Annotated in this window: 22 protein-coding genes; 11 read left to right on the top strand and 11 right to left on the bottom strand. The window is 66.4% G+C overall.

The window, feature by feature from the left end; genetic code table 11:
* The first annotated feature begins 46 nt into the window (after positions 1-46).
* Positions 47-1,834, top strand: a complete 1,788-nt coding sequence (locus tag MLE27_RS00290) for a motility associated factor glycosyltransferase family protein (protein ID WP_243309856.1) — start codon at positions 47-49, stop codon at positions 1,832-1,834.
* 85 nt (positions 1,835-1,919) lie between these two features.
* Here MLE27_RS00290 and MLE27_RS00285 read toward each other — a convergent pair whose 3' ends face one another.
* The 3 genes from MLE27_RS00285 to MLE27_RS00275 form a co-directional block, all read right to left on the bottom strand.
* Positions 1,920-2,273, bottom strand: coding sequence for a toxin-antitoxin system HicB family antitoxin (locus MLE27_RS00285; protein WP_243309855.1), 354 nt, complete (start codon positions 2,271-2,273; stop codon positions 1,920-1,922).
* A gap of 1 nt (position 2,274) precedes the next feature.
* Positions 2,275-2,511: a type II toxin-antitoxin system HicA family toxin gene (locus MLE27_RS00280; RefSeq protein WP_243309854.1), complete on the bottom strand. Its 237-nt coding sequence runs from the start codon at positions 2,509-2,511 to the stop codon at positions 2,275-2,277.
* 162 nt (positions 2,512-2,673) lie between these two features.
* Positions 2,674-3,378, bottom strand: a complete 705-nt coding sequence (locus MLE27_RS00275) for a Smr/MutS family protein (protein ID WP_243309853.1) — start codon at positions 3,376-3,378, stop codon at positions 2,674-2,676.
* Positions 3,379-3,608: 230 nt separating this feature from the next.
* Between MLE27_RS00275 and MLE27_RS00270 the strand changes: the two genes are divergently transcribed.
* The 4 genes from MLE27_RS00270 (at position 3,609) to MLE27_RS00255 (ending at position 8,569) form a co-directional block, all read left to right on the top strand.
* Entirely contained in the window at positions 3,609-4,625 is a 1,017-nt protein-coding gene (locus tag MLE27_RS00270) for a DnaJ C-terminal domain-containing protein (RefSeq protein ID WP_243309852.1), read from the top strand.
* Positions 4,626-4,683: 58 nt separating this feature from the next.
* Positions 4,684-5,004, top strand: a complete 321-nt coding sequence (locus MLE27_RS00265) for a chaperone modulator CbpM (protein ID WP_243309851.1) — start codon at positions 4,684-4,686, stop codon at positions 5,002-5,004.
* Positions 5,005-5,049: 45 nt separating this feature from the next.
* A complete protein-coding gene (clpB, locus tag MLE27_RS00260) occupies positions 5,050-7,665 on the top strand; it encodes an ATP-dependent chaperone ClpB (RefSeq protein ID WP_243309850.1) in 2,616 nt (871 codons plus the stop codon).
* Positions 7,666-7,837: 172 nt separating this feature from the next.
* Positions 7,838-8,569, top strand: coding sequence for a GGDEF domain-containing protein (locus MLE27_RS00255; RefSeq protein ID WP_243309849.1), 732 nt, complete (start codon positions 7,838-7,840; stop codon positions 8,567-8,569).
* Between the two features lie 70 nt (positions 8,570-8,639).
* Here MLE27_RS00255 and MLE27_RS00250 read toward each other — a convergent pair whose 3' ends face one another.
* Both MLE27_RS00250 and MLE27_RS00245 read right to left on the bottom strand, forming a co-directional pair.
* Positions 8,640-9,335, bottom strand: coding sequence for an HD-GYP domain-containing protein (locus MLE27_RS00250; protein ID WP_243309848.1), 696 nt, complete (start codon positions 9,333-9,335; stop codon positions 8,640-8,642).
* Positions 9,336-9,443: 108 nt separating this feature from the next.
* Positions 9,444-10,439, bottom strand: a complete 996-nt coding sequence (locus MLE27_RS00245; protein ID WP_243309847.1) for a polysaccharide deacetylase family protein — start codon at positions 10,437-10,439, stop codon at positions 9,444-9,446.
* 96 nt (positions 10,440-10,535) lie between these two features.
* Here MLE27_RS00245 and MLE27_RS00240 point away from each other — a divergent pair, with 96 nt between their 5' ends.
* From MLE27_RS00240 to MLE27_RS00225, 4 genes are all read left to right on the top strand, one after another.
* Positions 10,536-11,657, top strand: coding sequence for an aminotransferase class I/II-fold pyridoxal phosphate-dependent enzyme (locus MLE27_RS00240; protein WP_243309846.1), 1,122 nt, complete (start codon positions 10,536-10,538; stop codon positions 11,655-11,657).
* Positions 11,658-11,809: 152 nt separating this feature from the next.
* Entirely contained in the window at positions 11,810-12,547 is a 738-nt protein-coding gene (locus MLE27_RS00235; RefSeq protein ID WP_243309845.1) for a basic amino acid ABC transporter substrate-binding protein, read from the top strand.
* A 59-nt stretch (positions 12,548-12,606) separates the two neighbouring features.
* A complete protein-coding gene (locus MLE27_RS00230; protein WP_243309844.1) occupies positions 12,607-13,398 on the top strand; it encodes an amino acid ABC transporter permease in 792 nt (263 codons plus the stop codon).
* The gene (locus tag MLE27_RS00225) at positions 13,385-14,125 is read left to right on the top strand and encodes an amino acid ABC transporter ATP-binding protein (protein WP_279355605.1); all 741 of its coding nucleotides are present in this window, start codon (positions 13,385-13,387) and stop codon (positions 14,123-14,125) included. The genes MLE27_RS00230 and MLE27_RS00225 overlap by 14 nt, the downstream gene beginning before the upstream one ends.
* An 84-nt stretch (positions 14,126-14,209) precedes the next feature.
* On the opposite strand, the gene MLE27_RS00220 is transcribed toward MLE27_RS00225, so the two are convergent.
* Positions 14,210-15,556: a TrpB-like pyridoxal phosphate-dependent enzyme gene (locus MLE27_RS00220; RefSeq protein WP_243309843.1), complete on the bottom strand. Its 1,347-nt coding sequence runs from the start codon at positions 15,554-15,556 to the stop codon at positions 14,210-14,212.
* 165 nt (positions 15,557-15,721) lie between these two features.
* Between MLE27_RS00220 and MLE27_RS00215 the strand changes: the two genes are divergently transcribed.
* Positions 15,722-17,017, top strand: coding sequence for a YhjD/YihY/BrkB family envelope integrity protein (locus MLE27_RS00215; RefSeq protein ID WP_243309842.1), 1,296 nt, complete (start codon positions 15,722-15,724; stop codon positions 17,015-17,017).
* Positions 17,018-17,226: 209 nt separating this feature from the next.
* Here MLE27_RS00215 and MLE27_RS00210 read toward each other — a convergent pair whose 3' ends face one another.
* The 5 genes from MLE27_RS00210 to MLE27_RS00190 form a co-directional block, all read right to left on the bottom strand.
* Entirely contained in the window at positions 17,227-18,234 is a 1,008-nt protein-coding gene (locus MLE27_RS00210; protein WP_243309841.1) for a zinc-binding alcohol dehydrogenase family protein, read from the bottom strand.
* Between the two features lie 65 nt (positions 18,235-18,299).
* Positions 18,300-19,400, bottom strand: coding sequence for an ABC transporter permease (locus MLE27_RS00205; RefSeq protein WP_243310072.1), 1,101 nt, complete (start codon positions 19,398-19,400; stop codon positions 18,300-18,302).
* 32 nt (positions 19,401-19,432) lie between these two features.
* On the bottom strand, positions 19,433-20,395 hold the full coding sequence (locus MLE27_RS00200; protein ID WP_243309840.1) for an ABC transporter ATP-binding protein: 963 nt from the start codon (positions 20,393-20,395) through the stop codon (positions 19,433-19,435).
* Positions 20,392-21,366 (bottom strand): HlyD family secretion protein, encoded by a 975-nt coding sequence (locus MLE27_RS00195; RefSeq protein ID WP_243309839.1) that lies wholly within the window; start codon positions 21,364-21,366, stop codon positions 20,392-20,394. The genes MLE27_RS00200 and MLE27_RS00195 overlap by 4 nt, the downstream gene beginning before the upstream one ends.
* Positions 21,363-21,998: a TetR/AcrR family transcriptional regulator gene (locus MLE27_RS00190; protein WP_243309838.1), complete on the bottom strand. Its 636-nt coding sequence runs from the start codon at positions 21,996-21,998 to the stop codon at positions 21,363-21,365. The genes MLE27_RS00195 and MLE27_RS00190 overlap by 4 nt, the downstream gene beginning before the upstream one ends.
* A 209-nt stretch (positions 21,999-22,207) precedes the next feature.
* Between MLE27_RS00190 and MLE27_RS00185 the strand changes: the two genes are divergently transcribed.
* Positions 22,208-23,428 (top strand): DUF2235 domain-containing protein, encoded by a 1,221-nt coding sequence (locus MLE27_RS00185; RefSeq protein WP_243309837.1) that lies wholly within the window; start codon positions 22,208-22,210, stop codon positions 23,426-23,428.
* Positions 23,429-23,599 lie beyond the last annotated feature (171 nt).

Raw genomic sequence — 23,599 nt, 5'->3', positions numbered from 1 at the left:
GGGAAACCCGCTGTACTGGCAAGGAACTTGCTTAAAGTACGGCACCATGAACATGCACCAATTCCTCACCGGCAATCTGGAGACCCTGGCGGAGCTCAAGGAACCCGTGGCCACCTGGCTGGCGCAGTCCATCGCGGACATCGAGGGCGCGCTCTCCCGTGTTTTCGTCAACGGCATGGGCCTGCTGGACTGGCGCATGGACGACGGCGGCGGCGTCATCGAGCGCTGCCCGCCCCTGCCGGTGCTCTACCAGGAGTGGCGGCCCAAGAACACGCCGGAGAAGGACGCCACCGTGATCCTTGGCTGCAACCTGGGCTACGGGTTGAACCACGTGCTCACCGGCACGCCCAACACGCACCGGGTGCTGGTGGTGGAGCCCCGGCCGGACATGCTCCTGGCCTGCCTGGGCGAGACGGACTACCGCCCATTCCTCAAGGCCGGGCGGCTGCGCTTCCTGGTGCCGGACCACGACATCATCGAAAAGGCCCTGCACCGGCTGGACCTGAACCTGCTCTACGGCAACATCCACCTGCGCAACGACCTGCCCTCCCAGCAGGTCGGCCCGGAGTACGCCCATTGGAGCGGCATCCTGCGCGGCAAGCTGGAGAACTTCTCGGTGGAGATGGCCACCCTGCGCCTGAAGCAGGAGGTCATGGTGGGCAACGAGCTGCAGAATTTCCACGACGCCATGAACAACGGCAGCCTGCTGCCCATGCGGGGCTGCGCCTCCGGCGTCACGGCGGTGATCCTGGGCGCGGGGCCGTCGCTCGCGCAGACCGGCCCGCAGCTGGTCGAACGCCCGGGACACGCCCTATACGCTTCGGCCCTGCAGACCCTGCCCGCGCTGGAGCGCATCGGCCTCAAGCCCGACTTCTGCATGGCCATCGACTTCCGCCACGAGATGATGCGCCTCTACGACGGCATCAAGGACATCAATTGGCTTAGCGACCTGCCCCTGATCTACTCCACCAAGCTCGACCCCGAGGTGGTGGCCCGCTACCCCGGCCCCAAGATCCCCCTGTGGACCATGGGCGGCATGGCCACCTACGTGTTCAGCGAGCACGAGCTGGTGCTGGACGCGGGCGGCAACGTGGGCGTCACCCTGGCGCGCTTCCTCACCTGGTGCGGCGTGAGCCGCATCCTGCTGGCCGGGCAGGACTTCGCCTGGCCCGCCGAGCGCAGCCACGCGCCCGGCCACCACGCCCACGGCAACGTCCAGAATTTCGACCCGGCCCGGGGCGACGTGAAGCTCATGAACCTCCACGGCGAGACCATCTTCTCCAACGTGGGCTACCTCTCGGCCAAGCGCGACCTGGAGAAGGACCTGCGCAAGGCCCAGCTGCCGGTCTACAACATCTACGGCGGCGGCGCCGAGATCGAGGGCAGCCGCGTTGTGGATGTGGAGGAATGCCACCAGAAGGGCCTGCTTGCCTCCCAGCCGGGAGCCAAGGAGCGCTTCCTGGGCGCGCTGCGCCGCGTGAACCAGCCCCGGGTGCGCCCGGTGTACCAGGCGCGCTTCGGCGTCTGGAACGACTCCCTGCGCCACGCCACCAAGCGCTTCGACAAGCTGCTCAAGAAGCCGGGCCGCAACCAGGCCGAGATCAAGCAGCTGCTCCTGAACGTGCTCCAGTTCCTCAAGCAGGACCCGCTCTACCTGCCCTACCTGTTCAACGAGGTCATGGACATGGCCGCCCTGGCCAACCTCAAGGAGCGCTACGCCGTCTCGGACCTGCGCGACTACAAGGACATCCTCAAGCGGGCGCTGAGCAAGGTCAAACGAGTGGACCAGGTGTTCGGCACCTCCAGCCTGGACCGTAGCGTGAAAGTGGCCTAGGCCGCCCCGCCCACCCCGACGAAAAAATGACGCCGCCCGGAGGATGCTCCGGGCGGCGTTTTGTTTTTCGCTGCGACTCGGTGACTTATCTGGCTTCGCGCCTGCCAAGCCCCTCGGCCAGCAGGGCGACCGCCAGAGTGTTCATGCTCACGCCCTCCTGTCTGGCTACTCTATTGAGCATGGCATGGAGGCGCTTGGGCGCGCGCAGGTTGAACTTGCCCGACACGCCGCCGCTGGACGGGGCGGGAAGTTCACGCCCGTCTTCCTTGTATACGGCGATGACGGATTCGAGGGCGTCCCGGCCGTTTGCCAAGGCCTCTTCGGGGGTCTCTCCATCGGACATGACCGCACCGGGGAAGTCAGGGAAAACGATGAGCCAGCCCCCGCCGTCCTCATCGGACAGGGGGGTGAGATTGAAGGGGTATCCGTGAAAATCCATGCTATTCCTCCTTGGCGAGCACCGCATCCAGCAGGGCGAGAAACTGTCCCACATAGATGGGCTTGATCGGCCTGTGGGCTGGAACGGACGCTTCGCCGAGCACGCCGGGAAATGAGAAGACGACATGGCTCCCCTTTGGGTTGCGGACAGTCAGGCCGTAATGTTCCGCTACCGAAATCAACGACTCAATGCGCCAATCGCGAGGATTGCGCCGCATCTTGGCGACAGTTTTTTCCATCGTGCTCACTTGATGACAGTACCGCATACAGGGCCAACGTCAAGCGCATCAGGCAAGAAAAAGCCCCGCGCGGGCGGGGCTTAAAGGACTTTGCTCTGACGCCCAAAACGAGTTGACCTCATGGCACAGGGTGACTGGGCCAGGTGCGTGGAGCGCTAGGCCTCAATCATCCCCCCACAAATTCTCCCACTTGATGCGCCCCTCGTTCTTGCGGCGTTGCCTGAGCAGCACGTAGAGCGCCCCGGCCCCGCCGTGGCGCGGCTGGGCCGTGCTGAAGGCCAGCACCACGCGCTTGAGCGGGTCGCGCGTGAGCCAGCCCTTGAGCTCCTGCTTGAGCACGGGGTTGCCGCCCGGGGAGTTGATGCCCCGCCCCGGAATCAGCAGCAGGCAGCGCTTGCCCTGGAAATACTGCTCCCGCATGAAGGTCAGCAGGCTCTCGAAAGCCTGGTCCGAATTGAGGCCGTGCAGGTCCAGGTGGGCTTCGGGGCTGAGCTGCCCGGCCTTGAGCTGGCGGAAGATCTTCTGGTCCATGCCCTTGACGAAGCCCTGCACGTACTCGTCGGTGTATTCCAGCTCGAACTCCACCTTTCCGGCCACCAGGTCGTAGAGCTTGGCCCGGGCCTCGGCCTCCGGGTCATGCGGCTGCACCTCTGCGGCGGGCTTGGTCGCCACAACCTGCCTGCCCGACTCCTGCCCGGACATGCGGTTGACCCCGCTCATGGCCATGCTGAAGAGGTCCTCCTCGTCCTGCGGGGTCTCGGGGGGCGCGGGCTTCGGTTTGGGAGGCGGCGGGGGCGCGGGCTTGGCCTTCTTGACCTTGACGCCCCTCAGCTTCTCGAAGGGATTGTTGAACGTGTCTTTTGCCATGAAGGCGTGCTAACGTCTCCGGGACCGGATGGCAATGCTCCCCATCCGCGCTCCGCGCCGAGGCGCGCCGCCGCATCCGCCGAGGCTGGCATTCAGGCTGAAAATTCCGTAAACAAGGCCAATTGCGCGCTTGGCCCGAATATTCGGAAGACGCCTTGACGGGCCACCTGACCAGATTATTATGTAAACTTGGCGGCGGCATCCCGCTCCATCTAACAGAGGGCACTCTCGTGGAATACAAAGATTATTACAAACTCCTCGGCGTGGACAAAAAGGCCACCCAGGATGAAATTTCAAAGGCTTTCAAGAAGCTGGCGCGCACCTGCCACCCGGACCTCAATCCGGGCGATTGCACGGCCGAGGCCAAGTTCAAGGAGATCAACGAAGCCTACGAGGTGCTGCGCGACCCGGAGAAGCGCAAACTCTATGACACGCTGGGCCCCAACTGGCAGCACGGGCAGAACTTCCAGCCCCCGCCGGGCTACGAGAACTTCCGCTACAACTTCGGCGGCGCGGGCCAGGGCGGCCAGCAGTTCGACATGGGCGGCTTCTCGGACTTTTTCCAGACCATCTTCGGCGGGTCCGGGGGCATGGGCGGCTTCGGCGGGCGCGGCGGCTTCGGCGGCCAGGGCGGTTTTGGAGGCCAGGGCGGCTTCGGCGGCCAGAACTTCCAGCGCAGGCCCACCCGGGGCGGCGACGTGGAGGCCCTGCTGGAGCTCACCCTGGAAGAGGCCTACCACGGCGGCTCCAAGACCGTGACCATCCAGGAGGAGGCGCTCTCCCCCGACGGCAGGCCCTACATCCGCCCCAAGACGCTGGCCGTGAACATCCCGGCAGGCGTCCGGGACGGGGCCAAGATCCGCCTGGCGGGCCAGGGCGAACCGGGCGGGGCCGGAGGCTCCGCCGGCGACATGTACCTCAAGGTGAGCATCCGCCCGCACTCGCGCTTCAAGCTGGAGGACGTCAACGTGCTGGTGGACGTGCCCCTGGCCCCCTGGGAGGCGGCGCTGGGCGCCACGGTGCGCGTGCCCACCCTGGACGGCGACATCGACCTGAACATCCCCGCAGGCTCCAGCAGCGGGCGCAAGATGCGCATCCGGGGCAAGGGGCTGCTGGGCAAGGCGGGCCGGGGAGACCAGTTCGTGCGTGTGATGATCCACACGCCCAAGACACTTACGGACGCGGAGCGCGCCCTCTGGCACGACCTGGCCGAGGCGTCGTCCTTCAATCCGCGCGAGCACCACTGATCCGGCGGCGGCCCGCGAGGCCGCCCGGACCAAACGCCACGACAAAGCAGAGGCTTCCATGGTCGATATCACGATACTCTACGGCTCGGACCTGCCCGCCAAATCGGACCGGATCGCCTGGGCGCAGTTCATCGAGATGACCGAAATGCACCCGGCCCTGGTGGGCGAACTCATCGAGCTGGGCTGGCTGCGGCCGCAATTGACGTCCGGCAGCCAGTACCTGTTCCGCCACGCCGACGTCTACCGGGTGAAGAAGCTCTCGCGGCTCTGCAAGGATCTGGACATCTCCCCGGTGGGGGCCTCCATCATCGTCGATCTGGTGGAGCGCGTCGAATTTCTGGAAAAGCGCGTCCGAGAGTTGGAGAAACTGCTCATCTAGCGGCTCACGTTCTCATCCGAAACCGACTCCTCAAGGAGAACATATATGGACCTCAACAAGTTCACGCAGAAGTCCCAGGAGGCTCTCAGCCAGGCCCAGGCCGTGGCCATCCGCCTCGGGCATCAGCAGATAGACGCCGGCCACCTCATGCTCGCGCTCGTGCAGCAGGAGCAGGGCCTCGTGCCGCGCCTGCTGGAGCGCGCCGGGTACGACGTCCGCGCCTTCCAGCGCGCCGTGGAGGAGGAGCTGGCCAGGCTGCCCCGCGTCTCCGGCCCCGGGGCCCAGCCCGGGCAGCTCACCGTCACCCAGCGGGTCAACGAGATCCTGGTCAAGGCCATGGAGCTGGCCCAGTCCATGAAGGACGAGTACGTCTCCGTGGAGCACGTCTTCCTGACCATGCTCGACGAGCCGCCCTCCTCCCCCCTGGGCAAGGTGCTCAAGCAGTTCGGCCTCACCAAGGAGAAGATCCTGGCCGTGCTCACCGACGTGCGCGGCTCCCAGCGGGTGACCTCGGCCAACCCGGAGGACACCTACGAGGCCCTGGCCAAGTACGGCCGCGACCTGGTGGACGAGGCCCGCAAGGGCAAGCTCGACCCGGTGATCGGCCGCGACGAGGAGATCCGCCGCGCCATCCGCATTCTTTCGCGGCGCACCAAGAACAACCCCGTGCTCATCGGCGAGGCGGGCGTGGGCAAGACCGCCATCGTGGAGGGCCTGGCCCAGCGCATCGTCAACCGCGACGTGCCCGAAGGCCTCAAGGAGAAGACCCTCTTCGCCCTGGACATGGGCGCGCTCATCGCGGGCGCCAAGTACCGCGGCGAATTCGAGGAGCGGCTCAAGGCCGTGCTCAAGGAGGTGCAGTCCAGCGAGGGCCGCATCATCCTGTTCATCGACGAGCTGCACACCATCGTGGGCGCGGGCAAGGCCGAAGGCTCCATGGACGCGGGCAACCTGCTCAAGCCCATGCTGGCAAGGGGCGAGCTGCACTGCATCGGCGCCACCACCCTGGACGAGTACCGCAAGTACATCGAGAAGGACCCCGCCCTGGAGCGCCGCTTCCAGCCCGTGCTGGTGGAGGAGCCCACCCTGGAGGACACCATCTCCATCCTGCGCGGCCTGCGCGAGCGCTTCGAGGTGCACCACGGCGTGCGCATCGCGGACGGGGCCATCGTGGAGGCCGCCGTGCTCTCCAACCGCTACCTGCCGGACCGCCAGCTGCCCGACAAGGCCATTGACCTGATCGACGAGGCCGCGGCCATGATCCGCACGGAGATCGACTCCCTGCCCACGGAGCTCGACACCATCAACCGCAAGATCATGCAGCTGGAGATCGAGCGCGAGGCCCTCAAGCGCGAGACGGACAAGGCCTCCAAGGAGCGGCTGGACAAGCTGGAGGCCGAGCTGGCCGACCTCAAGGAGGACCAGGGCATCCTGCTGACCCAGTGGGACCGCGAGAAGCAGTCCATCGAGGGCCTGCGCCAGCTCAAGAGCGACATCGAGCGCACCCGCACCGACATCGAGCAGGCCGAGCGCAACTACGACCTGAACAAGGCCGCCGAGCTGCGCTACGGCAAGCTGGCCCAGTTGGAGGCGGAATTGGCCAAACGCGAGGAGCAGACCGACCAGGAAGCGGGCGGCCAGCGCCTGCTGCGCGAGGAGGTCAAGCCCGACGACGTGGCCCAGGTGATCGCCCGCTGGACCGGCATCCCCGTCACCAAGCTGCTGGAGACCGAGCGCGAGAAGCTCTTGCGCCTGCCCGAGGAGCTGCACCAGCGCGTTGTGGGCCAGGAGGACGCCGTGACCGCCGTGTCCGACGCCGTGCTGCGCGCCCGCGCGGGCCTGAACGACCCCAGGCGGCCCATCGGCTCCTTCATCTTCCTCGGCCCCACGGGCGTGGGCAAGACCGAGCTGTGCAAGACCCTGGCCCAGTCGCTCTTCGACTCCGAGGACAACATCGTCCGCCTGGACATGAGCGAATACATGGAGAAGCACACGGTCTCGCGCCTGATCGGCTCGCCCCCGGGCTACGTGGGCTACGAGGAGGGCGGCCAGCTCACCGAGGCGGTGCGCCGCAAGCCCTACTCCGTGGTGCTCTTCGACGAGGTGGAGAAGGCCCACCACGACGTGTTCAACGTGCTGCTGCAGATCCTGGACGACGGCAGGCTCACCGACAGCCACGGCAAGACGGTGGACTTCAAGAACACCATCATCATCATGACCTCCAACCTGGGCTCCACCTACCTGCTCGACGGCATCCGCCCCGACGGTTCGTTCAAGCCCGGCACCGAGGACAAGGTGATGGAGACCCTGCGCGGCCACTTCAGGCCCGAGTTCCTGAACCGCGTGGACGAGGTCGTGCTGTTCAAGCCCCTGCTCAAGGAGCAGATCGGGCGCATCGTGGACCTCATGCTCTCGGGCCTGCGCGAAAGGCTCACCGAGCGCAAGATCGTGCTGGAGCTCGGCGACGAGGCCAAGGCCTTCATCGCCGACGCGGCCTACGACCCGGTCTACGGCGCCCGCCCCCTGCGCCGCTACCTGCAGACCCACGTGGAGACGCCCCTGGCCCGCAAGATCATCGCGGGCGAGGTGCTCGACGGGGAGCTGGTGACCATTGGGGTGGAGAACGGAGAACTCGCCTTCCTCAAGCAGACTATCCAATAACGCACAAAAACAGGCCGCGCCGGATTCTCCGGCGCGGCCTATTTCATCAACCCACTTTATATCAGACTGTGGCGTCACCCAATAGCTTGGCTGAACACGATTTTTTCCTTGTTTTTCCCCCGCCATCAGGTAGAAGCTCCGCACCCGTTACAGTTGTGGTAGGTCTTCAGCCGTGGGTTTGCCCGTTTTCCACCTCCGTCCGCGCCTCATCAGGGCTCTGCAAGGCGAGCTCCTGGCCGTTTTCGCGCCCCTGGGCTGGCTCGCGATCCAGACCTTCCGTGGCGGCTCGCCCCTTGATATCCTGACGCAACAAGCCGACCTCTTCGCGTACATGCTCCTGGGCTCCCTGCTGGCTTTCGGCACCTTCGGCTGGCTCCTCGGCAAGGAGCAGGAACGCCTCGCCCAGTTGGCCACCATCGACGAACTCACCGGCCTGGCCAACACCCGCCATTTCCGACAGCGCATGAGCGAGTTCGCGCACCTCTCGCAGCGCCAGGGCCGCCCCATGAGCCTGCTGCTCGTGGACCTGGACCGATTCAAGGGCATCAACGACACCTATGGCCACCAGGTTGGCGACATGGCCCTCAAGACAGCCGCCGAGGTCATCCGCTCGGCCGTGCGCCGCTGCGACATCGCGGCGCGCATCGGCGGCGAGGAGTTCGCCCTGCTGCTGCCGGACACCGGCGCTTCCGAGGCCTCACACGTGGCCAAGCGCATCCTGCGCGCCTTCTCCCAGGCCACGGTCATGACTGGAGACGGCCGCGAGGTGGTGCTCTCCGCCTCCATCGGGGTTTCGGGCGGCGTGCCCTCGGGCCAGGAGGCGACCGAGGACATCTTCGAGGACGCCGACAAGGCCCTCTATCGCGCCAAGGCCGAGGGCCGGGGCCGCATGGTCATGGCCTGATTCCGGAGGTCTTCATCCTCACCGTGCTCCTGCTATCCGTCCGGCCGCAGCAACCCGCCCGGCCCACGATTCAGCCCACTGCTTCCTTAGCCCCACTCCCCTGAAGAGCCTCCGTGTGCGCGTGGCGTAGAACCACCGCCTCAACTTCGGCTTCGTGAAGCAGAAAATCCCTGCAAAGCGCTGGGTCGTACCAGCTCCCCGAACATCGCTCGATTTCAGCCAAGGCCTCTCCGAGCCCCAGGGCGGGCCGGTAGCTGCGGTACTCCAGCATGGCGGCAACGCTGTCCGCGACAGCCAGGATGCGCCCGCCCAGAGGAATATCCGTCTTGCCGAGCCCCTGGGGGTACCCCCAGCCGTCGTAGCGCTCATGGTGCGTGAGCACGATGTCCCGCACGCCGTTCTTGGCCCCGAAGTTGGCGATGGGGGCCAGAATCTGGGCACCGATGGCTGGGTGCTGCCGCATGACGCTCCATTCCTGGGCCGTGAGCCTGCCCGGCTTGCCCAGCACCGCGTCCGGGATGCCGATCTTGCCTATGTCGTGCAGGTGACCTGCGATGTGGATGATGTCGGCCTGCTTGGCGGAAAGGCCATGGGCCAGGGCCAAGAGCGTGGCCAGATCGGCCGTGAGCGCCGAATGCTCGAAGAGTCGCTTGTCCTTGGCGTCAACGGCGCGGCCCAGGCTCTCGGCCATCTGGTGCAGGGTGGCCGCCATCTGGCCACATTTGTAGGCCCCGATGCAGTCTTCGAGCTTGCAGAGAACTTCCATTGCGTCTTGCTCCGAAGTGATTTCGGGTGCTCATATCGAATTTGATTTTCATTATCAAGACTATGTGAAGGATTTCATCGGTGGGGTCAGCGTGGCCCGCGTGGGCCTTCAGGGCTTGTGTCTGTGCGGGTGCACCGTGCCCTCGCCGAACTGGGCGTCGTACACGGCGGTGTCGCCGGGCCGGGAGTCGTAGCAGTCCTGCGCGGTCACGGGCTTGCCCGCAGCCAGCAGCGCGCTCACGGTGACGAACTCGTAGCCCTTCTCCCTGAGCGCAGGGATGAGTGAGCGCAGGGCCTCGGCCGTGGCGTGGCCGAAGCCGTTGGCGTGGCCCAGCACGATGGAGCCAGGCCGCACCAGGCGCAGGGCGTCGCGAACGATGGCCTCGGACGTGCGGGTTTTGGCGGCGTCCATCATGTTCACGTCCCACTGCACGGCGGCCACCCCGCGCGACGCGAGCATCTCCAGGGCCTGGGCCGAGCAGCGCCCGTAGGGGAAGCGGAACACGGCGATGGAGTCCCGGACGCCTTTTACGGCGTACCCAGCGCCCCTCTTGCCCGCCAGCGCAGTCAAATCATCCCGCAGCAGCTCGTACTGGGCCTGGGTCCAGTCGATCTGGCGGGCCATGGCCTCTTTGCCGAGCACCCCGAAGTTGCCGTGGGTCCAGGCGTGGCTGCCAACCTCGAAGAGCGGATCTGCCATGAGCTGCATGGCCCGCTCCGGGTGGGAGCGCATCCACTTGCCGCCCGCGAAGAAGGTGGCCGGGGCCTTGAACTCGCGCAGCACGGCCACCAGGGGGGCGTCGTACCCGGCGCGCTGGTCCGAAAGTTCGCAGAGGTCGAAGGTCAGGGCCACGAGCTTGCGCCCGCCCGTTTCCAAACGGCGGATTGAGCCGCGCAGCTCCGGGGCCAGGGGTGGGGCCGCATGCCGCGGTATCTCCCGCTGCGGGCCGGTGAGGTCCGGCGCGCCCAGCTTGCCGGGCAGCTTCTCCTGCGGGGAGCCTGCCAGCTCCGAAGCCTCGAAAACGGGCCGCTGGGCGCACGCCGCCCAGGACCAGAGCAAAACCGCCGCCAGCGCGGCGCACGCACACGAAATCGCCTTGTTCATGCCTCGCCTCCGCGCCGCGCTCTACGCCCCAAGGCCGGAGCTGGCAAGATGCGGTCTGGCCTGCTACACGGGCGCACCGCAACCACAGGAGATGCCATGAAACTGCCCCCGTTCATGCTGGAACGCTACTTCGCCGCGCACGAGTTCTCCGCCCCGCATCTGCTGTGCGTCTCGGACTGCCAAACCCTCACCGTGGGCCAGTTGCTGGACCTGGAGCCCGGCGCGCGCCAGGCCTTCGAGGCGCTGCCCCTGGGCTACACCGAGGCCCCCGGCGGCCCGGCCCTGCGGGAGGAAATCGCCAGCACATATCGGGGGATCACCTCCTCGCAGGTGCTGGTGCATGTGGGCGCACAGGAGGCCATCTTCAATTTCGCCACCGCCTGCCTGAGCCCCGGGGACGAGGTGGTGGCGCACACCCCGTGCTACCAATCCCTGCATCAGGTGGCGGCCACGGCCGGGTGCACGGTGCTGCCCTGGGAGGCCAGGCCCGAGAACGGCTGGCGGCCGGACATCGACGAACTCGAACGCCTGGTTGGGCCGAAGACCGGGGCCGTGATCCTCAACTCGCCCCACAACCCCACGGGCTTCGCCTTCAGCGCGGCCGAGATGGCGCGCATCGTGGAGATCGTCTCCGCCCGGGGCTGCCTGCTCTTCTCCGACGAGGTCTACGCGGGCCTGGAGTACGACATGGCCAACGCGCCGCGCCCGGCCTGCGAGCTTTATGAACGGGCGGTCTCCCTGGGGGTGATGTCCAAGGCCTACGGGCTGGCGGGGCTGCGCGTGGGCTGGGTGGCCACCCGCGACAAGGGCGTGCTGGCGGCCATGGCCGCCGCCAAGGACTACACCTCCATCTGCGGCAGCGCCCCCTCTGAGTTCCTTGCCGCCCTGGCCCTGCGCCACGGCCGGGAGCTCGTCTCCGGCCTGCGCGCCCTGTGCCTTGAGAACTTGGCCCTGCTCGACGACTTCATGGGCCGCCATACCGGGCTCTTCACCTGGGTGCGCCCCCTGGCCGGGCCCATCTGCTTCCCCGCGCTGGCCTCAGGGGAGGACGCCGAGCCCTTCTGCGCCGAGGTGCTCGAAGGGTGCGGCGCGCTGCTGCTGCCGGGCCGCCTTTACGGCGAGGCCTGGAGCGCCCATTTCCGCATGGGCTTCGGCCGCGCCGGTTTCGCGGCCGGGCTGGCCTCGCTGGATGAATACCTCATGAAATCAACCCGTTGAAACGGCGGACCATTCCGGACAATTTGCTCATTCTGCTTGAATTATTTCCAAATTCGGGCAATTGTTTCCGGTCGCGTGACGAGCATTCCAAGCTGATAACCGCTGGAGCAACCGAAGCCCCGAGCGGATAACATCCAACCGTGGAGGAGAACATGCGCAGAATCGTCGTCCTGGCCGCCCTGTTGATCGCCCTTGCTTCCCAGTCCGCCTGGGCCAAAACCATCGTCTTCGCTTCCGACGCCACCTGGCCGCCCATGGAGTTCGTCGGTCCCGACAAGGAAATGACCGGCTTCGCCATCGACTACATGAAGGCCGCCGGCAAGGAAGCCGGGTTCACCCCCGAGTTCAAGGCCGTGGCCTGGGACGGCATCTTCGCCGGCCTGGCCGCCAACAAGTACGACGCCATCTGCTCCTCCGTGTCCATCACCGACGAACGCAAGAACGCGATGGACTTCTCCATCCCCTACTTCAAGGTCCGCCAGGCCCTGGTGGTCCCCGTGGCCTCCAACGCCAAGACCCTTGCCGACATGAAGGGCAAGACCCTGGGCGCCCAGATCTCCACCACCGGCCACTTCGCCGTGAAGAAGGCCGAAGGCGTGAAGGACAAGTCCTACGACGAAGTGGGCCTGGCCATCGAAGACCTGTTCAACGGCCGCATCGACGGCGTCGTCTGCGACGACCCCGTTGCCGCCCAGTACGCCCTGCAGAACGACAAGTACAAGGGCAAGCTCAAGATCGCCGCCATCATCGAGACCGGTGAGGACGAGTTCTACGGCATCGCCGTCAAGAAGGGCGACAAGGAGACCCTGGCCCTGATCGACAAGGGCATCAAGGCCGTGAAGGACAAGGGCATCGAGAAGGAACTCATCAAGAAGTGGATCGGTCAGTAGACCACAAAATTCCAACGGGGGACCGGGCTTCAGGCCCGCTCCCCCGTTTCCGATTGTACATGCAGACGCAACAAACCGTACCCGTCATCGAGCAACACGACGGCCCCGCCATCCCGCGCAAGTCGGACAAGGGGCTCGTTTCCGCCTGGTGGCTATCCCTGGTAGTGTCCGTGGGCACCCTGCTCTACCTCGTCCTGGTGGAGAAAGGGGCCTACCTGCGCCTCGTCAAATTCATACCCGACGGCGTGCTGGTCACCTTCCAGGTGACCATCTACTCCATCGTGCTGGCCCTGTTCCTGGGGCTGCTCACCGGCCTGGGCCGCGTATCCCGCAACCGCTGGATCAACCTGATCGCCTCCACCTACGTGGAGATCGTGCGCGGCATCCCCCTGCTGGTGCAGCTGTTCTACATCTACTACGCCCTGGGCCGCTTCGTGCGCGTGCCGGACATCCTGGCCGCCGTCATCGCCATGGCCGTGTGCTACGGCGCCTACCTGGGCGAAATTTTCCGCGCGGGCATCCTGGCCATCGACAAGGGCCAGACCGAGGCGGCGCGCTCCCTGGGTTTCAACCGCGCCCAGACAATGCGCTACGTCATCCTGCCCCAGGCCATGCGCATCATCCTGCCGCCGGTGGGCAACGAGTTCATCATGCTCCTGAAGGACACCTCCCTGGTGTCCATCCTGGCCGTGGCGGACCTGCTGCGCAGGGGCCGCGAGTTCGCGTCCGAAACCTTCCTGTATTTCGAAACCTACACCGTGGTGGCGCTGGTCTACCTGATCATCACGCTGCTGCTCTCCAAGCTGGTGTCCAGGCTCGAAGAGAGGCTCTCCTACTATGTCAAGCGCTGAGCCCATCATCACCATATCCGGGGTCGCCAAGTACTTCGGCAAGCTCAAGGCCCTCTCCGGCGTGAGCATGAACGTGCGCCCCGGCGAGAAGGTGGTCATCATCGGGCCTTCGGGCTCGGGCAAGTCCACCCTGCTGCGCACCATCAACCGTCTGGAGACCATCGACGCGGGCCGCATCGTCATCGACGGCAGCGACTTGGACGACCCCAAGGTGGACATCAACAAGGTGCGCATGGAAGTGGGCATGGTCTTCCAGTCCTTCAACCTGTTCCCGCACTACACCGTGCTCGACAACCTGACCCTGGCCCCCATGAAGCTGCGCGGCATGAACCGGGACGAGGCCGAGGCCACCGCCTTCGCCCTGCTGGACAAGGTCGGCATCAAGGACAAGGCCAAGGTGTTCCCCGCCATGCTCTCGGGCGGGCAGCAGCAGCGCGTGGCGATTGCGAGAGCTTTGGCCATGAACCCCAAGATCATGCTCTTCGACGAACCGACCTCCGCCCTGGACCCCGAGATGATCGGCGAGGTGCTCTCCGTCATGCTGGACTTGGCCAAAGAAGGCATGACCATGGTCGTGGTCACCCACGAGATGGGCTTCGCCCGCCAGGCCGCCGACCGCATCGTCTTCATGGACCACGGCAGCATCATCGACGAGGGAGCGCCCTCGGAATTCTTCGAGAGCGCCCAGCACCCCAGGGCGCAAAAGTTCCTGGAACAAATCCTCTGATGTGACGCGCGCAGTCACACGGGAAGCGCCCGGTCAGGTTGTCTGGCCGGGCGCTTTTTGTTTGGCGCGGCGGGGAGGCGCGCCCTACCCTTCGATGGTCGGGCAGGTCTTGAGCGCCTCGTCGATCTCCTCCTGGGAGTGCTCGAAGTCGGTCAGGTTGCCGTGCAGGTAGGCGTCGTAGGAGGCCAGGTCCAGCAGGCCGTGGCCCGAATACAGGAACACCACGTTCTGCCCCGCCTCGGCCTGCTTGGCCACCTCGATGGCGGCCTTGATGGCGTGGGAGGTCTCGGGCGCGGGCAGGAAGCCCTCGGTGGCCTGGAAGAGCAGCGCGGCCTCGAAGCAGTCGTTCTGGTAGTAGGCGCGGGCGTCTATGAGCCCCTCGGCCATCAGGTTGCACACCAGGGGCGCGTCGCCGTGGTAGCGCAGCCCGCCCGCGTGGATGGGCGCGGGCATGTAGCCGTGCCCCAGGGTGTGCATCTTGAGCAGCGGGGTCAGGCGGGCCACGTCGCCGTAGTCGTAGCGATACTGGCCGCGCGTGAGCGTCGGGCAGGCCTTGGGCTCGGCGGCCACGAAGGTGATCTTCTCCCCGGCCAGCTTCTCCGGCAGGAAGGGCAGCACCAGCCCGCCGAAGTTGCTGCCGCCGCCCACGCAGCCCACCAGGTAGTCGGGCTTGTCTCCGGCGATGGCAAGCTGGCTCTTGACCTCCTGGCCCACGATGGTCTGGTGCAGCACCACGTGGTTGAGCACGCTGCCCAGGGCGTACTTGGTGTCCTCGTGGGTTGCGGCGTCCTCCACGGCCTCGGAGATGGCCAGGCCCAGGCTGCCCTGGCAGTCCGGGTCGGAGGCCAGCACCGAGCGCCCCACCTGGGTCATCTCGGAGGGCGAGGCGTAGATCTGCGACCCATAGGACTGGATCAGGATGCGGCGGTACGGCTTCTGGTTGTAGCTCACCTTGACCATGTAGACCGTGCATTCCAGCCCGAACATCTTGCTGGCGAAGGAGAGCGCCGTGCCCCACTGGCCCGCGCCCGTCTCGGTGGCGAGGCGCTTCACGCCTTCGAGCTTGTTGTAGTAGGCCTGGGGGATGGCCGTGTTGGGCTTGTGCGACCCTGCCGGGGAGCGGGATTCGTCCTTGTAGTAGATCTTGCACTTCACGCCCAGGGCCTTCTCCAGCCTGCGGGCGCGCACCAGCGGGGTGGGCCGGTACAGGCGGTAGATGTCCAGCACGGGCTCGGGGATTTCGATCATGCGCTCGGGGCTCATCTCCTGGGCGATGATGCCCATGGGGAAGATGGGGGCGAGCTGCTCCGGGCTCACCGGCTTGCCCGTGGCCGGGTCCAGCGGGGGCGCCAGGGGCGTGGGCAGGTCCGGCAGGGCGTTGTACCAGTGCTTGGGCATCTCGGATTCCGGCAGCATGATCTTCGTGTCCATCCGCATCCTCTTTGAGTCGGGGTTGGTGAAAAGGCATCATCCAGCATGGATTCGCTACCCACCGGCTCGCCACCCTGTCAAGGACGGCCGCCCCGCGAAAAGGGCATCGTCAAACCGGGCCGGGATTGGTATCGTGCGGAAAATCAACTTCCTGCGAGGACCGACATGACCCCCGCGCGCCTGGGCCTCACCCTCGTCCGCTCCTTCCTGGGCAACCGCTGCCTGATGATGGCCTCGGCGCTCTGCTACGCCACGGTGCTCTCCTTGGTGCCGCTGTTGGCCGTGGCCTTCTCCCTGGCCAAGGGATTCGGCGTCTACGACGCGCCCTACCTGCGGGAGGCGCTGCTGCGGCTCACCGCCGAGAAGGCCGACATCGTGGACGCGGTGCTGGGCTACATCCAGAACACCAACGTGCGCGCCCTGGGCTTCATCGGCGTGGCCATGCTCTTCATCACCTCGGCGGGCCTGATCTCCACCGTGGAGGAAGCCTGCAACGTCATCTGGCGCGCCCCCGGCAACCGTGGGGCCTGGAGCCGCCTCACCAACTACCTCACCGTGATCCTGGTCTGCCCGCTGTTCATCCTGGCGGCCTTCAGCGTCACGGCCACCTTCCAGAACGCGCAGGTGGTGCACTGGCTGGGCGAGATCGAGCTGGTCAACAAAGCCTTCACCCTGGGGCTCAAGGCCGTTCCCACGCTGATGGTCTGCGTGTCGCTGTTCGTGCTCTACAAGTTCCTGCCCAACGTGGAGGTGCGCGCCCTCCCCGCCGCCGCGGGAGCCCTGGCAGCCGGCATCGGCTGGCAGCTGGCCCAGGCGGCCTATATCCGCTACCAGATCGGGGTCACGGGCTACAACGCCATCTACGGCAGCTTCGCCCAGATACCGCTGCTGCTGGTCTGGCTCTACATCAGCTGGCTCATCGTGCTGGCCGGGGCCGAGCTGGCCCACGCCATCCAGAGCGCGCCGAGTGAGGCCGCGCGGGCGGCCGGCGCGGCCTATTCCCTGGCGGACAGGCGCGGCGTGGCCCTGCTGGCGGCGCTCATGCTCACGGAGAAGGCCGAGACCGCGGGCGGCCCCCTGCTGGCGGAGGACGCGGCCCAGGCCGGAGGGCTGCCGCCCCTGGTGGTGGAGGAGGAGCTGGCCCGCCTGGCGCGCATCGGCATCGCGGCACGGGTCGAGGGCGGAGGGTACGTGCTGCTGGCAGCGCCGGACAGGATCACCGTGGGCGAGCTGCTCACCGGGTGGGAGAATCTGCGCGGCGACGGCCCCATCCCCGACCTGGACGGACGATACCCCGTGCTGGCCCGGCTCAGGAAAGGCATGGAGACCGCCTGCCGGGAGGTGGACGGCAGGACCCTGCGGGAGCTGTACGAGACTTTGCCGCAGGAGCGGGATTCAGGCGACGGTGGCGGCAGCGGTCAGGAGGCTCCGGCCCCGACGGGCTGGCGGAGATTCTTGTAGGGGGGGAGCCTCCGGCGGCCAAAGGGAGTTCCTCCCTTTGGAATCCCATACGGCTTCGCGTTCTTGTCGGCAATGTCGCCGACCGCCGGTTTGTTCAGCCAATCAACGACAATATAAAGGATTCCAAAGGAACGAAGTTCCTTTGGCGGGAGAGTCCAGAGAGGGCAGCGCCCTCTCTGACCGCCGGAGGCTTCCCCCCTCCTCTCACCTCAGAAAACGATCACCTGCTTGCCGATCATGGTCGCGCTCTCCTGCCTCACATGCGCGGCCTGCACGTTTGCGGCCGTGAGCCCGTCCAGGGTCTCGCGCAGCGTGCTGCGCAGCACGCCCGCATCCACCAGCCCGGCGACCTCCTCGAGAATCTCCCCCTGCCTGCCCATGTCCGGCGTTTCGTACAGCGGGCGCGCGAACATGAATTCCCAATGGATGGACGCGCACTTGCGCTTGAAGGCCGTTATGTCCACCGGGCCCGAGGGGTCGTCGATGAGGGCCACGCGACCCTGGGGCTTGATGATCTCGGCCATCTGCATCCAGTGCTTCTCCATGTGGGTGGTGCAGAAAATGGCGTCGACCACCTGAAACCCCTGTGCGCGAACGGCCTCGGCCAGGGGCTGGCGGTGATCCGCCACCACGTTGGCGCCGAGCTGCTTGCACCAGTCCACGGTGTCCTGGCGGGAGGCCGTGGCCACCACGGTCAGCCCGGCCCAGCGCGCGAGCTGGATGGCCATGGAGCCCACGCCGCCCGCGCCGCCCACGATGAGCACGTTGCGCCCGGCGTTGGCCCCTTGCGACGGGGCGAAGCCGAGGCGGTCGAACAGCGCCTCGAAGGCGGTGATGGTGGTCAGGGGCATGGCCGCCGCTTGGGCCACGGAAACGCTCTTCGGCGCGTGGCCCACGATGCGCTCGTCCACCAGATGATATTCGGCGTTGGTGCCGGGCCTGGTCATGGCCCCGGAATAATAGACCCTGTCGCCGGCGGCGAAGGAGCGCAGGTTCGGGCCTGCGCCCTCCACCACGCCGCAGGCGTCCCAGCCGAGCACAATGTCGGTGCCCACAGGGGTGCGCATGCGGATCTTGGTGTCCACGGGATTGACGGAGACGGCCTGCACCTTCACCAGCAGATCGCGCCCGGCGGCCCGGGGCGTTTCGATATCGGCCTCGCGAAAGGCCTTGGGGTCGGCGGCCTTGCTGCCGCCTGCGGCCAGGATTGCTTTCATGGCGATGTCCTCCTGATGGCTCCTGTCATAGCCTGTTTTCAGGAAGAGTCCACCACCGGCCGGGGCTAATCGAGAGTCTGCCGGTAGCGCTTCACGGCCACGGTCATGAGCACCACCAGGAAGGCCAGGATGGGCCAGAGCTCCGGCAGCAGGTCCGTGAACCCAACGCCCTTGAGCACGATGCCGCGCACCACGCGCAGGTAATGCGTGAGCGGCAGCACCGAGCCAACCCACTGGGCCCACTCCGGCATGCCCCGGAACGGGAACATGAAACCCGAGAGCAGAATGGACGGCAGGAAGAAGAAGAACGCCATCTGCATGGCCTGCAACTGGTTGCTGGCCACGGTTGAGAAGGTGATGCCCACGGCCAGGTTGGCTGCTATGAACAGGATGGACACGGCCAGCAAGAGCGGCAGGCTACCCAGGATGGGCACCCCGAACACCACCTTGGCAGCCAGGATGATGAGCATCATCTGGATGTAGCCCACCACGATGTAGGGCACGATCTTGCCCACCATCACCTCGAAGGGCCGCACCGGGGTGCAGAGCAGGTTCTCCATGGTGCCCCGCTCCCGCTCGCGGGTGATGGCCAGGGCCGTGATGATGACCATGGTCATGGTCAGCACCACGCCCATGAGCCCGGGCACGATGTTGTAGCGCGTCTGGATCTCCGGGTTGTAGAGCCGGTGCACGATCAGGTCCACCGGACCGGGCTGGGCGCGCAGGGGCAGCAGCGGGCCGATGAGATCGCGGGAGAGGCTCTGGCTGAAGATGGTGTCCAGCGCGCCCAGGGCGAAACCGGTGGCCGCCGGGTCCGCCGCGTCGGCTTCCACCAGGGCCTGGGGCCGGTCACCCCTGGCCAGCAGGCGGCCGAAATCGTGTGGGAAGGTCAGCACGAACTGCACGTCGCCCAGGTCCAGCAGGCGCTTGGCCTCGGCCTCGGAGCGGATCATGTTGGTCACCCGGAAATAGACGCTGTTCTGCATGGCCGCCACCAGCGTGCGGGAGAACTCCGAGTCGTCGTTGGAGAGCACTGCCAGGGGCAGGTTCTGCGGGTTGGAGTTGATGGCGAAACCGAAGAGGATCAGCTGCATCAGCGGGATGCCTATCATCATGGCGAAGGTCAGGCGGTCGCGGCGCATCTGCACGAATTCCTTGACCACCATGGCCCAGAAACGGCTCGGGGAGAATGGGAAGCTCACGCCCTGCCCCCTTGCGCCGCTTCGCCGCCCTGCGGGCCGGGGCTTGTGCCCATGAGGCTGATGAACACCTCCTCCAGGCTGGTGGGCACTTCGCTGAACGTCTGCGCTCCCTTGGCCATGAACGGGGCCAGCGCGGCGCGTAGGGCACCGGCGTCTACGCCGGAAACGTGCAGGGTGTTGCCGAAGTGGGCCACCTGCTCGACGCCGGGCAGCTTCTTGAGCTCGGCGGCCAGCTCGTACAGGTCTCCGCCGGAGACCTCCCAGGTGTGCAGCCCGCACCCGGCGATCACGTCCTCCACGGTCCCCTTGGTCAGTAGGTTGCCGTAGGAGATGTAGGCCAGGCGGTGGCAGCGCTCGGCCTCGTCCATGTAGTGGGTGGAGATGAGCGCGGTGAGCCCCTGCCCGGCCAGTTCATGCACCTGGTCCCAGAAATCGCGGCGGGCCTTGGGGTCCACGCCTGCGGTGGGCTCGTCCAGAAGCAGCAGCTCCGGGCCGTGGATCAGGCTGGCGGCCAGGGCCAGGCGCTGCTTCCAGCCGCCCGAGAGGTTCTGGGCAAGCTGGTCGGCGTAGGGGCCGAGGCGCATGCGCCCGATCATGTTGTCCACGGTGCCCCGGCGGTCCTCCACGCCGTAGACGCGGGCCATGAAGTCCAGGTTCTCGCGCACGGAGAGGTCGCCGTAGAGGCTGAAACGCTGGGCCATGTAGCCCACGCGGGTCTTGATGCGGGCCGAGTCCTTCATCACGTCCAGGCCCAGGCAGGTGCCCGAGCCGGAGTCCGGCTTGAGCAGGCCGCAGAGCATGCGGATGAAGGTGGTCTTGCCGGAGCCGTTGGGGCCGAGGAAGCCGTAGATCTCGCCCGGCTCAACGCGCAGGGAGAGGTTGTTGACCACCACCTTCCCCCCGAAGGACTTGGTGATGCCCGACACGTCGATGGCCGGGCCGTTGCGGGCCGCGTTCACGCGCCGCCCCCGGCGTTCGCGGGGGCCAGCCGCACGTCCACGGGCTGGCCGGGCTTGAGCAGGCGGGCTGTCTCCGGGTCGAAGCGGGCCTCCACCATGAAGACGAGCTTGGAGCGGAAATCCTGGCTGTAGATCACGGGGGGGGCGTATTCGGCCTGGGGGAAGACGAAGCTCACGGCTCCCTCGAAGGGTTTGGGGCAGCCGTCGCAGCTCACCGTGACTTTCTGGCCCAGGCGCACCGCACCGAGGGACTGCTCGGGGATGAAGAAGCGCACCTTGATGGCGTCGGGGGGCAGCAGCTTGACCACCGGAGCCCCGGCCTGGACCCACTCGCCCCGATAGTGCAGCAGGTCGAAGACCAGGGCGTCGCGCGGGGCTGCCTGTGATTTCTGGTCCAGCGACCATTTGGCCTGCTCCAGGTCCGCCTGGGCGGCTTTTACCTGGGCCTGGGCCGCCAGAATCTGGTCGATGCGGGAGCCGAGCTTGCCCGTGGCCAACTGCGCCCGGTAGTCGTCCAGGCGGCCCTTGGCGGTCTTGTAGGCGGTGTCGGCCTGGTCGTAGTCCTCCTTGGCGACGGCGCCCGTGGCCAGCAGGTTGCGCCTGCGGTCCAACTCCAGCCTGGTCAGGGCCAAATCCGCCTCGGACTGGGCGATCCGCGCCAGGATCTGGTCGATCTCCTGCGGGCGCAGGCCCTTCCTGAGATCCTCCACGGTGTCCTGGGCGCGCTTGAGGTTGGCCTGGGCGCGGTACACGCCCTGGCTCTCCAACTCGTGCTCCAGCACGAAGAGGGCCTCGCCCGTCCGCACGGTGGCCCCGCGCTGCGCGGCCAGCTCGTCCAGCCTCCCCCCATAGGGCGAGGCCACGTACACGAACTCGCCCTCCACGTAGCCCTGGTACACGCCCTCGGCGCCCTTCGAGCATCCCCAACAGAGCGCCGATGCGGCGGCCAGCGCGAGAATCAATCGTTTCATGAGGCCTCCCCGGTTGCCTTGCGGATCATTTCCGCCAGAAACGCGGCCATGTCGCCCGCATGGGCCGAGGCCGCCGTGCGCAGATGCTCGGGCAGTTCGCCGCCGAAGCGCCTGCGGATTGGTTCCGTAAGCGAGATGAAGACCATTGGCCCCACCATGGAGAAATACGTCAGCACCGGGTCGAGCCCCAGCTCCACGGCCAAGGGCGCGACGGATTGCAGGATGCGGCCCCAGTGGCGCACCACCGCGCCGGGCATGTTGGAGCCGCCGGAGGCCAGCTCCCAGGCCATGATGCGCGGCAGGCGCGGGTCGGCGCGGAAGAGTTCGGCCACGCGTTCCAGCACTGCTCCGAGCTGGAGCGCCGGCGAGCCCTGGGTCATCCTGCCCTGCTCCACGGCGCGGGCCACCCTGTCGAAGAGCGTGCCCACCACGAGCTCGTAGAGTTTGGCCTTCGCCCCCACTCGGTAATAGAGCATGGCCTTGTTGATCCCGGCGGCTTGGGCGATGGCATCCACGCGCGCGCCCGCGTAGCCGTGTTCTGCGAACACGGTGGCCGCGGCCTGGAGGATGGCCTCCACGGGGGCGTCGCCCGATGGCTGCGCGGGACTTGCGGTGGCGGTTTTCGCATTCATTTACCGGACAGTTTAACCAAACGGTTAACACAGTCAACCGCAATTCACCCGGCCGGACCGCCATCACACGAAGACAAGATCGCACTTGCATCCTTCCCTGCCCGTGCTAGAAGCAACCAACTTGCGAATATCTAATTATTTTAGATAGTTAAATATAGATTCATAGAAGTCGTGCATGGATGACAACCTCAACCCAGGAAGGAGAAGCCATGGCGAAATTCATCGTGTTTTGCGCCGACGGGACCTGGAACGGCCCCGACTGCGAGGATGCCGATCACGACAACCTCCCCGACATCACCAACGTGCTCAAGCTCTACCGGCGGCTTGAATGCGATTCGCCGGTGATCTCCAAAGACACCGAGCAGGAGTGCGCACTCACCTCCGACGGCTCGACGCAGATGGTCGCCAAGTACCTCCACGGAGTGGGGCACAGCGACAACAAGCTCGTGCAAGCCCTGGGCGGTGCCTTCGGGGCGGGCATCATTGCGCGTATCGTGCGCGGCTACACCTTCATATCGCGCAACTACCAGAAGGGCGACAGGATCATCCTGGTGGGTTTCAGCCGTGGAGCCTACACCGTGCGGGCCTTGGCCGGCATGATCTGCGCCATGGGACTCCTGGACGCGGGGGAGATGGGCCAGATGGACCAGGATGCCGCCTACCAAGCCGGTACCGCGACCTGGAGCGAATACCGCAGGAAAAAGTGGACCGCCTCGGGCCTGTTCGTGAAAGTCACGGATTTCCTGAAAGGCTTCACGAAGTACCTCGCTACGCATGCCACGGAAGAAAACGCCGAGGCGAGGCTTGACGCGGTACTGCGGCCTTTCGACGGCTACCTCGGCCGGGCGGGGGATTCGATACACCGCATCCCGGTCGAGAGCATCGAGGCCGTGGCGGTGTGGGACACGGTGGGCGCGCTGGGCATCCCGTTCTACGACCGCAACCGGCGCGTGGACGTCTTCCGCTTCGCGGACACAGACCTGAGCGGCTGCGTGAAGCACGGCTACCACGCGGTGTCGGTGGATGAGGCGCGCACGGATTTCACCCCGACCCTGTGGACGCCCGACGTCCGAGTTGAGCAGGCGCTCTTCCCCGGCGCACACTCGGACGTGGGCGGAGGCTACCCCGTGAGCAAAAAGGAGAGCGGCCTCTCCGACCATGCCTTGATTTGGATGATCCGCAAGCTGGAAGGTCTCGGGCTGGGCTTTGCGGATGGATGGAGCGATTCTCTGGATCCCGACGCCGAGGGCTGCGCCCACGAGCCGTGGCGCCATTGCGTCATGCTGACAGCCCCGCGCCAATTCCCGACAGATCCGAAAATCGATGTGCACCAGAGTCTCCGCGACCGCCTGGGCAAATCGGTCAAGGCGGACCCCAAAGCCTCCGAAAGCACTTACGAGCCCGGAAACCTGACCGGATATCTGAGTTGAAGCATTACCCCGCAAAGAGCATCATCTGGCGGAAAAACGCTGACATCAGCTTTGGTGCAAAGAAAAAGCCCGGACGGAATCATCCGTCCGGGCTGAACATTCGGGGCTCTGTACCGGCCCGAGCGCCTCGGACACTCGGTGGGCTCTGCCCCCGACCATCGCGCGGGGCCT

Origin of the sequence: Fundidesulfovibrio agrisoli, from assembly GCF_022808715.1 — a bacterium.
In the GTDB taxonomy this organism is placed as follows: Bacteria; Desulfobacterota; Desulfovibrionia; order Desulfovibrionales; family Desulfovibrionaceae; genus Fundidesulfovibrio; species Fundidesulfovibrio agrisoli.
This window is presented reverse-complemented; position numbering and strand designations above follow the sequence as displayed.